Origin of the sequence: Sphingosinicella humi (assembly GCF_003129465.1) — a bacterium.
Taxonomy (GTDB): Bacteria; Pseudomonadota; Alphaproteobacteria; order Sphingomonadales; family Sphingomonadaceae; genus Allosphingosinicella; species Allosphingosinicella humi.
This window is the reverse complement of record NZ_QFFF01000001.1, coordinates 806407-818871: the sequence shown is the minus strand read 5'-3', so window position 1 is coordinate 818871 and position 12465 is coordinate 806407. Positions and strand designations below refer to the sequence as shown.

The following is a 12465-nucleotide window of genomic DNA, read 5'->3' as shown; positions in this document are numbered from 1 at the left end:
TCCACCCAATCTCCGGTGGCCGAAAGCTCGATATTCGCTTATCTTTGAAGACGTTCGACCGGATTGAAGCGAGCCGCAGGGGGGCGGCTCTCACGACCGCGTCGGGGGATGTAATCGAGATGTTGAACCAGCGCGTCGCAGCCGATGGAGGCCTGACGGAGGCCGAACTGCAGGCCATTGCAAAGACGGCTTACGAGCAGTTGTTGGCGGAGCTATGCCAGGATCAGCGCTCGACGCCCTACTATGCTCCGCTCCACAGCGTCTCGAACCTGGCGTTCGCCCATTATTACCAGCGCCTGGCCGATCACGGGGGCCACCTCTCGCTGCTGCCGGCGGAGGAGCAGCGCCTCGCCGAGGAGGCAGGGTGGGATCCACAGCGGATCGAGGATCTGAGGACGATCATCAAGCTCCGCGAAGAACAGGGCGTCACCCGCTTCCGGCCCGACTATATCGACGGGTTGTTGCGTCAGCACGGTCGCGCGCCGACCGACATGCTGCGATGGGCGGTCGAGCTCGCTCTCTATCCCGCCTTCCGGGACGCCCATATCGACGCCGAAGAGGCGCTACAGCGTCAATTGGCGGTGCGGTCCTACCCCACGGGGGCTGTGCCGGGCCCCTCCGTGCCAGCCAGGATTGCTAACGATCAGGACGAGACCGCCGGGTCGGAAGCATCCGTTCCCTCCGAGTGGCTCCATGTCACCGCCACCGAGGCGGCCGAACGGCTGATCGCTGCAACGCCGAAGATGTTCGAGCATCGCAAGACCGGCAAGCGCAAGGAGGAGCAGGTCGGCGAGCAGACGCTCCGTCAGATACGATGGGCGGCGGCGTTGCTCGAGCGGTCAATGGATGGCCGACCGTTGTGGTCGCTCACCTTTGGGGACCTGAAGGTACTCGATCAGTGGTTCGACCGGCTTCCGGTCACTTGCGGGAAGGCGCCGTGGCACCGGTCACCGGAGACGACGCTCAAGGAAATCTGCCGGGACGCCGAGGAGAAGATCGAACTTGGCGACTATGAGGCCGATGCGATCGGCTTGCTATCGGGAACGACCAACAAACACTTCCGCAAGCTCGCCCAGATTCACAGCTTCCTGCGCGACCACGTCCCATCGGTTGCCGAAGTCGACTTCGGAAAATTCATGGTCCCGGACCGCAAGGACGAGCGGAACGCCCGCGCGGCCTACACACTGGAGCAGGGACGGGAGCTCTTCAATCTCCCGCCCTGGACCGGCTGCCGATCGGTCGAGGAGCGCCTCGAACCCGGAAACCAGATCTATCACGACAGCCTGTTCTTCGTGCTCCTGCTCGTGTGGTATACGGGCATGCGCAGGGAAGAGGTTTGCAAGCTCCTCGTGACCGACGTCGACTGCGTCGACGGCATCTGGTTCATCAGCATCGACTTCACCTCCGCCGGCCGCGTCAAGAACCGATCAGCGGTACGCCTCATCGCGATCTCGGACGAGCTGGTCCGCCTCGGCTTTGTCGAGTATTTCGAGGCGATAAGGACGGCCGGCCACGACGCCCTTTTCCCGGAGCTGGTTTCCGAACGGGCCGGCGCCAAGAAGGGTGATACCTTTTACAAGCTCTGGTGGATCTACGTCGCTCCCCATTTGAAGACGCTTCAGCGCGGTCAAGCGCTCCATGCGGCTCGTCATACCGTCAGCACGGAGCTGAAGGAGCTCGAGGTGTTCGAGGAGCACCGTAACGACGCGCTCGGGCACAAGGGCAAGGGCGAGGGATCCACCCGCTATTCCAAGGCGACCCGTCTCGCCAAGCTCAAGGCGCTGGTCGACCAGATTCCCATCGTCACAGACCATCTCCCGGATTACCGGGAGATTCACCTGCTTCCCGCTGCCATGCGGCGGCCTCGTCCGCGCCGCGGGCAGAATTTGACGGGAGCTGCGGAGTGAGGCGACGGGACGGGTAAGAAAGCTCGAGACGGAGGGTGTAGCGACTCCCCCGTCATAGCTTCCGGACAGCGCCTGAACCAGAAACCTTCACTCCCTTCACCAACCCGGCAGCCGCCGCCTGAAGCAGCAGGTCCACCTCGTTGTCCTCTGAGTCCGCTACGGTGGCTCGCACGGCAGGGTCGTTCGCTAGAGTCGCCACTGCTTCGAACGCCGGTGTTCTTCTGAGGGTATCCCGCTCCACTTCAGGGACGGCGTTGTAGCGTGCCATGAAGGTCTTCACCGCCTCGGTCACGGTGTCCACGAGGTCGCTTGCCTTCTGCTTGGCCTCGCTTTCGATCTCCGCCGCTTTCGCGGCTGCTCGCTGAGCAAGGGCGACGACCGCTTCCCATACTTCGGTCCACGCAGGCAGAATCAGGGGTTTGACACGCTGTTTGGTCGCTTCATCCCGCCATTTGAACCCCGGCCCGCCATCCTTCGTCCGTCCCGCCAATACGATGTCGCCGGCCGCCCATGCTTCAAGGCCAGCCTTGAACGCCCTTGCCTTGGCGCCCTCGTCCGCCACTTTCGCCGCGAGGGCCTCGATTTCCGCTTGGCGAGCTTCAAAAGAAGCTTTCCGGGATGCCAGCTCCTCCTCTGCCTCAGCGAGACCTTCCGCCTTCGCTCGGGCCCGTTCAGCGTTCGCCGCCGACAACGCCGCTGCCGCAGCGTCGCGATCCTTCTTGGCTGCTGCCCTCGCTTCCGCCGCAGCCTCCTGATCGCTTTGGATCAACGCCCGGGCGTCGGCCAAGCCCTTCTCTCTGGCGGTGTGCTCGGCGGCCGCCTTGATCTCGTTCGCTTCCGCCTCCGCCTTGTCACGCTCCGCCTTTGCGTCGGTCTCCGCATTCTCGCGCGTGACCCTCGCATAGGCATCTGCATCGCGGCGGGTGTCGTGGGCTTCTCGCTGCAAGTCTTCCTTCGCCGAGGCGATCTGAAGCCGTTCCGAAATCTGATCGGCTTCCCGGATAGTGATCCGCTTTTCCCTATCATCCAGAAGCCGCTCGCGCGCGGCGCGATTCTGTTCGGCCGCCGCGAGACCTTCCTCGTAACCGACTTTTCGAGCTTCTTCGCGTGCCCTCTCGGCACTCGCAATCAGCTCGTCGAGTTCTTCCATCCGGAGTTCCTCGGCCGACTTGTGGTCCGGACCCGCGAATTCCTTGGGGGACCCGCGTTCCACATCTTCTAGGCCCATTTCGTCACGCAGATATTCGAACCATGCTGTCTGAAGGGCTCGACCCGTTCCCTGGGGAATTGGCGGTTCGCCATACTTCTTGGCGAGAGCCTTGAGGTCTCTTGTCATCGAGACCGCCACCTTGGCTGTGTGCTTGGTTGCCTTGAGATATTTCGGCGCAATGAGCAGGTCGACAACGTGCTGGCTCTTTTCGTCCCGGTCGACCCGGTCCGCGAAGATCGCATTGTCGCCGAACACCCGCCTCGCGAATGCGCTGGCGTGATACAGCATCCCGTCGGCATCGCTCCCGTCAACCAGATCGGTCGGGAACTGAACAATCATGTGCATTGCCTTCGATTTCGCGCTCGGCACGAAGGCGTCCGCCACATGAGCCTGATAAAGATCATTAAGATCCAGGCCGGTCGACGAGATGGGAGGCTCATCGTTGATGACGCGAGCCTTGCTGGTCTTATCGAGGCGTTTCCCGTGAAGCTCAGTGCGGGTGAGCCCAGCCATCGTGAGCTGGTTGATCCGGACAGCTCCCGCCACACCCGACACAGCACTTTTCATGACACCCTCCCCACGGCCCGGAAACAGGATAGCGGTAGCAAGGCAGAAAAAGAAGAACATGCTCTTCTTTTTTTCCTGCGTAAAAAAAGGCATGTCGGGGGAGCGCCCCTGAACCCCCTGCCAAGTGGTTGCACCCTTGGATCCCGCCCCCGCTGCGCGGCAGGGCGTCGCGCCCTGGAAGGGAGGCCCCAACGCCATCGGCCTATACCATGAGCGTTCCCGCCATCTTCGCGTTGCCACTTGACGCTGTCGCCCACCGGTGCCGCGGACTCTGCCGGCGCCTCCTGGCCCACCCGGCAGCGGGTGTAGCGCGCCGCCGGCCGGCGCTTCGGCGGGCCAAGAACAAGGGACGGAAGGGGAGAAGCGAGCTTCCCGTTGAGATGAAATTCGAAGGGGGGCTTAGGCCGGCACGAGCCGGACCTCACGCTATCGGAGTTCCTCCTTATGAATATCGTTGTTTTGGGTGACGGCACCTCCCGCACTGCTCGTCGAATGATCAAGTTTCTCCACGCGGCGGCGGGAGGGGGCGCGGCCTCGGTCGCCCCAGACCTGCTTCCGGCCGGGGCGATCTATCTGGAGCAGGAGAGGCTCATCCTCGCCACAACCCCCTGCGGCAAAGGGGTCTTCAACGAGGCGATGCTCGACGTTGCTACCCAGACGGGGGCAGACATCATCCTCGCCCATCAGGGGCGCTATCCGATCCCGGAGATCTTGGACGAGGTGACCTTTACCGCCCTGGTCCATGTGGACAGCGACCCGCGCATCATGGAGGACATGGTTCTCTACTGGCTGCCTGGAGACGGCTACTGGCTTCTTCCACCCGGACCGGCTCCATTCGTAGAGCTCAATGCGGACGGTTCGCGAGTGTCCTTCTGTTCACCATTCGTCGACCGATTGGAGCGTGCCGACGGCGTCGACGCGGCGGCCGCGAAGATGATCCGGGCCACTCGGTATGAGGAGGCCTTCTGATGTCGATCAAAAAGCACGCCCCGATGCCGAATGGCGACTACGCTCCTGTGACAGGGGCGCATCCGGAGATCAGCTTCGGCGTCGTCCGAAATCCCGCCCCCGATGGAATGGTGATGACAGCCGAGAGGGCCGTCTTCCGGCGGCTCTATCCTGTCGCGAAGCCCGCAGATCCTACTGCCCCTTGGGACCGGCCGACCTGCGCGCGTTTCGACGTCCTGTTGCCACCCGGAGCGCCAGACCACTTCATGGACGCGCAGACCCTCTGCAGGGCCTATGACGAGGCGTCCTTCGGCACGATCCGCGACATCGTTACGAACGTCACAGTGCGATTCGCCGAAGCCGACCTCATCGAGGCGCCTCTGCGGCTGGCCGAGGTCTGGGAGATCGGCAGGAGCTATTTCTTGGGCCTGGCCCGCACCTATCAAACTCCGATCGTGCTCTGCCTCCACCTCCCGGGTAGGGCGGCTCGCCCGGGCGTGCCTCACCTTCACGGGCTGCTCCTGGGACGCACCTGTTTGCCCAGCGGATGGTCGCTGTTCTCGAAGCTGGCCACTGATGAGGCCCGCGCCATCATCGACGAAAGCTGGGCGAAACACCGGGAGGAAGTGCGCCTTGGAGAGTGAGGGCGACCTACTCCTGAAGCTTGAGCGGTGGCTCGCGACGCGCTCGCGACCACCGACTCTCGGTGACGTTCTGGAGACCCGCGATATAGGCTTGCTCGGAGCCTATATCCTCAAGGGTTTCAGGGCCGCCGCAGCGGAGGCTGTCGAACAGCGGGAGCGTGTGGCGCGGGTGCGGAGGGCGGCCATCAAGGCGTTTGATGGGTGTCAGGATCAAGCTGAAGACTTCCTTCGCTCTCACCATGATGAGCTTGGCGGAGGGACTCCGCTTCATATAGCCGTTTCATCTGATGAGGGTGCCGAGGCGGTCCTCCAGATCCTGGCGCATAGATAGCTCGTCACAGGACAATTGCTCAGACGGTTTATCAGGTTCTTTCCATCCGGGCGCGCCCCTCATCTTCCCAGTCAGATTTGCAGGGTTGAGAAGCGAGGAGTCTAGAAGGTACTCGCGACCTCGGGCGCACCGGGTTCGCCTCGGATCCGCCTGGCCAGCCCGGCAGCAGTCAAGCCCAGCCGTGACTTGACGGTGAGTTCGCACTCCCACGCAACGAAGACACGCCAACCCAGCGCTTCCAGCTCCCGGGTGACCTTCGCATCGCGCTCGACATTCCGGTCGAACTTTGCCGTCCAAAAGCCAGTGTTCGACTTTGGTGTTGACGCGACTTTACAACCACGATGACGATGCCAAAAGCAGCCATGAACAAAAACCACGGCACGATGGCGCGGCAGTACGATATCAGGGCGACCGGGAAGCCCTGCGCCTCCGAGACGAAAGCGTAGGCCGAGCTCGTGCAATGCTCGCCTCAGGATAATTTCGGGCCTTGTGTCCTGAGACCTGATGCGCCCCATGCGCCGCGATCGTTCGCCTGGTTCAAGGAAGTCCGCCAACTTGCCTCCTAGATGTATGCTACGAACAGCTAGATGGTGGTAGTCGCGGACTTTGCCAGGGGGAGGCGTCGAGGAAGCGCGGGGAGCCAGCCAAGCGCCGCAGAGCGACCAGAATCGAGCAACCAGCCATCCTCGCGGCGATTGTTTCGCTATCAAGCAAGAGTGAGATAAGCCCTTCGAATGACGACGCCAGAATCCTTCCGAATCAGTACCCACCTCAAGGACATCATCGGGCGCGATCTCGTGACGAACGAGTTCGTGGCCATCTTTGAACTTGTGAAGAATTCGATCGACGCCGGAGCAACGAAGGTCGACATTGAGTTCGACCCCGATGAATCAAGCATTGCAATAGTCGACAATGGACGCGGAATGACCGCTAACGACATTCGCGATAAGTGGCTCTTTGTGGCGTATTCTGAGAAAGCGCTCGCCTCCACGGACAATTACCGTGATAAAATCAAGCCAGCTGGACAGTTTGCCGGAAGCAAGGGGATCGGGCGTTTTGCATGTGATACTTTAGGCGAACAACTAGAACTTTATAGTCGTTCCAGCGGCGGAAAATCTATCACAAAACTCGATGTGGATTGGACCAGATTCGAGAAAGATAGCACCAAAGAGTTCCAAACAGTTTCGGTAAATCTAGGTTCGGTTTCATCGTTTCCTAAGATCTACAATGCGGATTCTCCCAAGGACGGCGGGACGATACTAGTAATTAAAGAAACGCGACAGGAATGGGATGAGGACGCGATCCGTTGGCGATGGCCCGGCCCTGCAGGGGTTGAAAAGGGCCTATCCCGATGTGTCTTTCACGGGCGTGCTGTCGGGCGCGGATCTGGCCTCGGCTTATGCGGCCGCAGACGTGCTGGTCTTCCCCAGCCGGACGGACACATTTGGGTTGGTGATGATCGAGGCGCTGGCCTGCGGAACGCCAGTCGCGGCCCTCCCCGTTGCGGGCCCGGCGGACATCCTGCGGGAGGACGTCGGCGCAATGCACGAGGATCTTGAACGGGCCATCGTGGAGGCCGCCGGCAAATGCCGGAACCGATGCGCACATTATGGGAAAGGTTTCAGCTGGTCAGAAAGCGCGCAGCAGTTCTGCGGCGCGCTCGTCCCGCTATAGGCTGCAACGATCGATCGTCGGCTGCGCGACCACTTAATAGGCGTTTGTCATCAGAGCGTCACCCAGCTGTCGCCAAACGAACGCATGCGACCCGTATCGAAGCCCCGGGGCATCGATAGGAGACGTCTGTTGGCGCAATTGGGTGTTCACACGGTCAAGGCGTTCGATGAGGATCTCGAGCAGCTCCGAGCGCTGGTGGCCGAAATCGGCGGGCGTGCGGAGGCCGCCCTCGCCAACGCGATGCAGGCCCTGGCGATGCAGGACGAAGCTCTTGCTGCGGAGGTGGTCGACGGCGATCGCAAGATCGATGCGCTGGCAAGCGAGATAGAACGCCAGAGCGTACGCCTGATCGCGCTCCGCGCTCCGATGGCCGATGACCTGCGCGAGATCCTCGCGGCCTTGAAGACGTCGATCGTGATCGAGCGGATCGGCGACAATGCGAAGAAGATCGCGCGCCGCGCCTTGCCGGCTCGAAGCGGTCGCGACCCGGAGGCGGTCGCATTGTTTCCGACGATGGCAGAATGTGTGGCCGCGATGATAAGATCGGCGCTCGATGCTTTCATCGCCCGGGACGCCGACGCCGCGCGGCGAACGGCGTTGGCGGACGAAGAGGTCGATCAGCTCTATCACACCATCTTCCGTCAACTCGTCGCCGAGATGATCGAGAGCCCGTCGACGATCGGCCGCGCGACGGACTTCATGATCATTGCCCAAAGCCTCGAGCGCATCGCGGATCATGCCGTCGACATCGCCGATGCGGTCTGCTTTGCCGCGACAGGGGATCGCCTCGCGGCCGAGGCGCAGGCCCATGCCCAAGCGGTCCCCGCCTGAGATGAGTACGGCAAGCCGGATCCTCCTCGTGGAGGACGATGTGGCCCTGGTCGAACTGCTGCGTTGGCACCTCGAGCAGGACGATTTCGAAGTCCAAAGCACGCCCAGCGGCGAGACCGCATTGCGCCTCGTCCAGGAGCAGTCTCCCGATCTCATCCTGCTCGACTGGATGATCGAAGAACTGTCGGGGCTGGAGGTCTGCCGCCGTCTTCGAAATGGCGGTGACTATCCGAACGTCCCGATCATCATGCTGACCGCCCGAGGAGAGGAGGTCGACCGGGTCAATGCGCTAGAGACGGGAGCGGATGATTATATCACCAAACCCTTCAGTCCGAAGGAGCTTCTGGCCCGCGTCCGCGCCGTTCTGAGACGGGTTCGGCCGGTTCTCGCGACCGAGCGGTTGCGCTTTGCCGATCTCGAGATGGACCTGGCCAGCTACCGCGTCAGGCGCGGCGGCCAGTCGGTATCGATCGGGCCGACCGAGTTCCGTCTCCTCCGCCACTTCATGGAGAACCCGCGCCGGGCCTTCCCGCGGGAGCGGCTGATGCACAATGTCTGGGGCCCGAGCAGCGACATCGATGCTCGAACCGTGGACGTCCACATCCGGCGGCTGCGCCTGGCCCTCGCTTCGGTGGAAGGACCGGAACTCATTCGAACCATCCGCGGCGTCGGCTATTCACTCGACGACGATCTGGGTTGATGTCGCGAGCGGGGGCGCCGGCAGGCGTGAGGCCGCTTCCGCGCGTCTAGGTCGCGACGAACAAGGCGGTCACTGCCTCCGTCAGCCGCGCCTCCATGTCTTGCCGCAATACCTGCGACACCGCTTCACCCGTGATGAGGGGCAGCGCGACGGCGCCGATCAGCATCAGCAGCGCTAGCTCGGGATCGACAGCCGGAACGATGCCTCCATCGATCCCTTCCCGCAGCAGCGGGAGCAGGGCGCGCCGGTTGGGCAGCCAAAGCCGCTCCAGCACATAGTCTCGCCGCTCGCCGGGCCGAGCGACTTCGTTGACGAAAAACTGCCCAAGTTCGGGATGAGCCGCATTGAAGGCGACGAAGCCATGGAGCGCTCGGCGGAGGCGCTCGGCGAGTGGCATTCCGGCCGACGGCAGCTCGCCAGTGTCCGCCTGGGCGTCGGCCATCCGCTGCGCGATCGTGTCGACCACGGACTTCCACAAGCCCATCTTCGATCCGAACTGGCGCGCCACCAAGGCAACGTCCACCCCCGCCTCAGCGGCGATCTCGCGCAGGTTGGTGCCGTCAAAGCCGTTGCGCGCAAATCTTGCGAGCGCCGCCGTCCTGATGGCCGCCGGATCGGGCGCGTCGCTGCGCCTGGGCCGTCCCCGCTTTCGCCTCGTGCCTTTTTCGCCCGTCGGCATCGTGCCCCCCTTCTTCCAGTTGACTGGCACAAGGCCGGTATTTAATCAACATATGTTGAAATAATCTTTCAGGAAATCCTTCGTGCCGTCCTTCCGCCTGAGTTACTGGATGCACGCCGACGAGGCGCCCCGGCTGCTGGCGTTTGAAGCGCCCGATCTAGAGAGCGCCCACGCGGTCGGCGCGAAGATGATCGCCGAGGCTTTGGGGCGCCCGAAAGACTTCGCGCTGCTGGATCGAGAAGCGGGCCGCTACGTCGTAGGGGCGGCCGTCTGGTCACGCAGCGGCTTCTATCGCCTGGAGGTCGAGGAGGCGGGAGCCCCGGCTCACGCCGATCTAGACGAGCCTCAGGACTATCACCCATGACCTGGCTGGCGCTCACCCGCGGACGCCGACGCGTATTGGAGCTGATCGACGAAGCGATCGCGTCCCTCGAACGGGATGTGAGGGCGCTGCTGACTTCGGAGCGCCTGCGGAGCAGCGAGCGAATCCCGCTCGAATGCGCGATCTTCATCTACTGGTCCGTCCACGTCGGCATCGTGAATGCGCAAACCTGCGCCCTCGACCGCTGGTTGGCTCGGCGGGCGCTCGATCGCGAGCTTCGCCGCGTCTCACGGCCGGCCGGGGGCGGCGTCGGTCCGATGAGCGAGCTCGTTGCGGGCTACGAACAGCGACGCCGGGAAGTGCTGGCGACGACCCGCAACATCTATCTTTACGCAGGACGCGGAGCCGATCGCCCGATTGTTCCGGTGACCCAGGCCAGCGCCAAGCTCTTCCTGCGCAAGCTCGGCTATGGCCACATTCTCCCCCACGTCGCGCCCCGCCTGGCGGAGACGCTCAGCACCCATTTCTGGTCATGCGCCCGCCACTTCCAGCCGCTCATCCGGACCAGCTTCCCCTGATCGCGCGAGAGAAGGCGAGGTCGTGAAACGGTGCAAGCTGCCGATCCTGCGCCGCTTAATCTGAGACGGCGCCGAGCGGCCTTACTTCGTTAATGAGTGCCTTCAACGTCCGCCCCGGCTCCTCGATCATGGGCAAATGTGCCGAATGCTCGAACCAGATCACCTGTTTCTTCGGTGCGCTCAGATCTCCCATCCACTCGTAGGTGATCGAGGACGGTGTCGCGTAGTCATGGCGACCGAGCAACATGATGACCGGCACCTCCAGGCGGCGCACATCCTTGAAGCTGAGGTCTGCCAGGCGAGGGAACAGCGTCTTCACAGTGAAAACCGCGCCGTCTGCCCACGCCTGCCGATCCTCGGCGGAATATTCGGGCGAAAGCCGCGGTGCACGAAGATAGAAGTTCGCGTCCGGACGGTAGGCGGCCAGCGCACCGTAGCGGATCGCCCATTTGCGCCATCCGTCAGCCTGATCGATCGTGAAGGCGCCGCTGTCGGGATAGGGTCGCAGCGCCTCCACTTCGCGAACGGCCGCCTCGTCGCCGCGCTTGTGCGCCTCCTCCACGGTCCATGCCATGCCGACGCGCTCGTTCTCGCGGAAGTCGATGATCTGGCCCATCCCGACATAGGCGTGGAGCAGGTCTGGACGCTTCGCAGCGACAGCCAAGCCGACGGCCGAGCCCCAACTGTGCCCGAGGACGAATATCTTGCGCTTTCCGTATTTGGCGCGAAGCATCTCGATCAGCTGAATCGCGTCGTCCCGGTAGCGCTCCAACGTCATAGTCGGCGCGATCGCCTCGGGATCGTTCAGCGGATAGGAGCGCCCCGCGCCCCGCTGGTCCCACTGGACCACGGTGAAGAAGTCCTCCCACGGTCGCTGGAAGGACCAGGCGATCGGCATCTCGACAGCGCCCGGGCCGCCATGGATGAAAAGGAGGACCGGGTTGGCGCGATCGGCGCCGCGGACGTTGACGACCTGGCGCGCCCCGCCCAGCTCCACGGTAAATGTCTCCTGCACCCCGTCAGGTGTCACGATCCGGCCTATGTCCGCGACGATGTCACGGCTCGCGGCATAGGGATCGGCCGTGTCCGGCGCTGCCGCCAGAACTGGAGCGGCGCACAGTGCGACAGCGGAAAGGAACAACGGCAGTCGAAGCAATATAACCCCCCAAAAGCGAATGGCGGCTCTAGCGAACCTATGCGAACCGCCACAAGTCCGCCATCGTAGCAAACGAGCTTGGCGATATCAGTCGTTGCCAATGCTGCCGGTGGGCGGCGATAGTTCGATGATGTGCGTTCTGGCTTTTGCTTGGCGAGCCCATCCGCGATGGCCTCTGGTCGTGGCCGGCAATCGGGACGAGTTTCATTCCCGTCCCGCCGCGCCGCTGGCGCGATGGCAGGCGGCGGATCACCTGATCGCCGGCCGCGACCTGCAATCGGGCGGAACCTGGCTGGGCGTCTCCGAGCGGGGTCGGTTCGCAGTGGTCACCAATCTCAGGGGCTATGATGCGGCCGATACGGCCCGCACCTCTCGCGGCGCCCTGGTCACTAGCCTGCTCGTCGATGATGCGCCGGTCACCGAAGTCGGGAAGACTGAGCTTGGCGATTTCAACCCGTTCAACCTGATTTTCGCGGATCGGGAGCAGGCCTGGTTCCTGTCGAACCGGCCGAAGCCTTTCCGCAGCCGCCTGGCGCCCGGCCTCTACGGCCTGTCGAACGGCGCGCTCGACGAACCTTGGTCCAAGACGCTGCAGCTAAAGGCGCACTTACTCGATTGGATCGTAAAAGGGGCCCAACGGCCCGAACTGCTACTCGACGCCCTTCGCGACGAGAGGCTGTCCGATGCGGGAATAGCCTCGGGGCTTCCGTCCGATGTGCCGCAAGAACCGACGCTTTCCCCGATATTCATCCGCAACCCGATCTACGGAACACGTTGCAGCACAGTCGTGGCGATCGACGATCGGGGAAGCGGGATCATCGCGGAACGGCGCTTCGACGATACCGGCGAGCCGGCGGGCGAGACCGCTCTCGCCTTCTCCTGGCACGGCTGAAGCGACGGCAACGTCCGCTCGGGGCT

12 protein-coding genes and 2 pseudogenes are annotated in these 12465 nt (G+C 63.2%); 10 read left to right on the top strand and 4 right to left on the bottom strand.

Annotated features, from left to right (window positions below; all coding sequences use genetic code 11):
* Window positions 1-119: 119 nt before the first annotated feature.
* A complete protein-coding gene (locus tag DF286_RS04085) occupies window positions 120-1907 on the top strand; it encodes a tyrosine-type recombinase/integrase (RefSeq protein WP_158274625.1) in 1788 nt (595 codons plus the stop codon).
* A 52-nt stretch (window positions 1908-1959) separates the two neighbouring features.
* Here the strand turns inward: DF286_RS04085 and DF286_RS14950 are convergent, their stop codons facing one another.
* Complete coding sequence (locus DF286_RS14950) at window positions 1960-3777, bottom strand: hypothetical protein (RefSeq protein WP_146193557.1); 1818 nt, start codon at window positions 3775-3777, stop codon at window positions 1960-1962.
* Window positions 3778-4128: 351 nt separating this feature from the next.
* Here DF286_RS14950 and DF286_RS04065 point away from each other — a divergent pair, with 351 nt between their 5' ends.
* Together DF286_RS04065 and DF286_RS15090 are read left to right on the top strand one after the other, a co-directional pair.
* Window positions 4129-4653, top strand: a complete 525-nt coding sequence (locus tag DF286_RS04065; RefSeq protein WP_109270273.1) for a hypothetical protein — start codon at window positions 4129-4131, stop codon at window positions 4651-4653.
* Complete coding sequence (locus tag DF286_RS15090) at window positions 4653-5276, top strand: hypothetical protein (protein ID WP_158274623.1); 624 nt, start codon at window positions 4653-4655, stop codon at window positions 5274-5276. The genes DF286_RS04065 and DF286_RS15090 overlap by 1 nt, the downstream gene beginning before the upstream one ends.
* Window positions 5277-5708: 432 nt before the next feature.
* Here DF286_RS15090 and DF286_RS15460 read toward each other — a convergent pair whose 3' ends face one another.
* Window positions 5709-6377: a very short patch repair endonuclease gene (locus DF286_RS15460; protein WP_279379308.1), complete on the bottom strand. Its 669-nt coding sequence runs from the start codon at window positions 6375-6377 to the stop codon at window positions 5709-5711.
* Here DF286_RS15460 and DF286_RS15335 point away from each other — a divergent pair.
* The 4 genes and pseudogenes from DF286_RS15335 to phoB all read left to right on the top strand — a co-directional run.
* Window positions 6342-6776, top strand: a pseudogene (locus DF286_RS15335) (ATP-binding protein); the annotation flags it as partial. The gene DF286_RS15460 and the pseudogene DF286_RS15335 overlap by 36 nt on opposite strands.
* A 136-nt stretch (window positions 6777-6912) precedes the next feature.
* Window positions 6913-7281: pseudogene (locus tag DF286_RS15245) on the top strand (glycosyltransferase); the annotation flags it as partial.
* A 129-nt stretch (window positions 7282-7410) separates the two neighbouring features.
* On the top strand, window positions 7411-8112 hold the full coding sequence (gene phoU, locus DF286_RS04045) for a phosphate signaling complex protein PhoU (RefSeq protein WP_243444711.1): 702 nt from the start codon (window positions 7411-7413) through the stop codon (window positions 8110-8112).
* Window positions 8090-8812 carry a phosphate regulon transcriptional regulator PhoB gene (gene phoB, locus DF286_RS04040; protein ID WP_243444710.1) on the top strand — a complete coding sequence of 241 codons (723 nt, stop codon included), beginning with the start codon at window positions 8090-8092 and terminating at the stop codon, window positions 8810-8812. Before phoU ends, phoB begins: the two co-directional genes overlap by 23 nt.
* A gap of 46 nt (window positions 8813-8858) precedes the next feature.
* Here the strand turns inward: phoB and DF286_RS04035 are convergent, their stop codons facing one another.
* Entirely contained in the window at window positions 8859-9491 is a 633-nt protein-coding gene (locus DF286_RS04035; RefSeq protein ID WP_109270267.1) for a TetR/AcrR family transcriptional regulator, read from the bottom strand.
* Between the two features lie 82 nt (window positions 9492-9573).
* Here DF286_RS04035 and DF286_RS04030 point away from each other — a divergent pair, with 82 nt between their 5' ends.
* Both DF286_RS04030 and DF286_RS04025 read left to right on the top strand, forming a co-directional pair.
* Entirely contained in the window at window positions 9574-9855 is a 282-nt protein-coding gene (locus DF286_RS04030; protein ID WP_109270266.1) for a hypothetical protein, read from the top strand.
* Window positions 9852-10391, top strand: a complete 540-nt coding sequence (locus DF286_RS04025; protein WP_109270265.1) for a hypothetical protein — start codon at window positions 9852-9854, stop codon at window positions 10389-10391. The genes DF286_RS04030 and DF286_RS04025 overlap by 4 nt, the downstream gene beginning before the upstream one ends.
* 55 nt (window positions 10392-10446) lie before the next feature.
* Here the strand turns inward: DF286_RS04025 and DF286_RS04020 are convergent, their stop codons facing one another.
* Window positions 10447-11547: an alpha/beta fold hydrolase gene (locus DF286_RS04020; protein ID WP_109270264.1), complete on the bottom strand. Its 1101-nt coding sequence runs from the start codon at window positions 11545-11547 to the stop codon at window positions 10447-10449.
* A gap of 130 nt (window positions 11548-11677) precedes the next feature.
* On the opposite strand from DF286_RS04020, the gene DF286_RS04015 reads away from it, so the two are divergent.
* A complete protein-coding gene (locus tag DF286_RS04015) occupies window positions 11678-12439 on the top strand; it encodes an NRDE family protein (RefSeq protein ID WP_109271997.1) in 762 nt (253 codons plus the stop codon).
* Window positions 12440-12465: the final 26 nt, after the last annotated feature.

Bases quoted from the DNA above. Each gene is read 5' to 3' on its own strand.
- DF286_RS04085 (WP_158274625.1), top strand. From the start codon at position 120: ATGTTGAACCAGCGCGTCGCAGCCGATGGAGGCCTGACGGAGGCCGAA.
- DF286_RS14950 (WP_146193557.1), bottom strand. From the start codon at position 3,777: ATGCCTTTTTTTACGCAGGAAAAAAAGAAGAGCATGTTCTTCTTTTTC.
- DF286_RS04065 (WP_109270273.1), top strand. From the start codon at position 4,129: ATGAATATCGTTGTTTTGGGTGACGGCACCTCCCGCACTGCTCGTCGA.
- DF286_RS15090 (WP_158274623.1), top strand. From the start codon at position 4,653: ATGTCGATCAAAAAGCACGCCCCGATGCCGAATGGCGACTACGCTCCT.
- phoB (WP_243444710.1), top strand. From the start codon at position 8,090: ATGCCCAAGCGGTCCCCGCCTGAGATGAGTACGGCAAGCCGGATCCTC.
- DF286_RS04035 (WP_109270267.1), bottom strand. From the start codon at position 9,491: ATGCCGACGGGCGAAAAAGGCACGAGGCGAAAGCGGGGACGGCCCAGG.
- DF286_RS04025 (WP_109270265.1), top strand. From the start codon at position 9,852: ATGACCTGGCTGGCGCTCACCCGCGGACGCCGACGCGTATTGGAGCTG.
- DF286_RS04015 (WP_109271997.1), top strand. From the start codon at position 11,678: ATGTGCGTTCTGGCTTTTGCTTGGCGAGCCCATCCGCGATGGCCTCTG.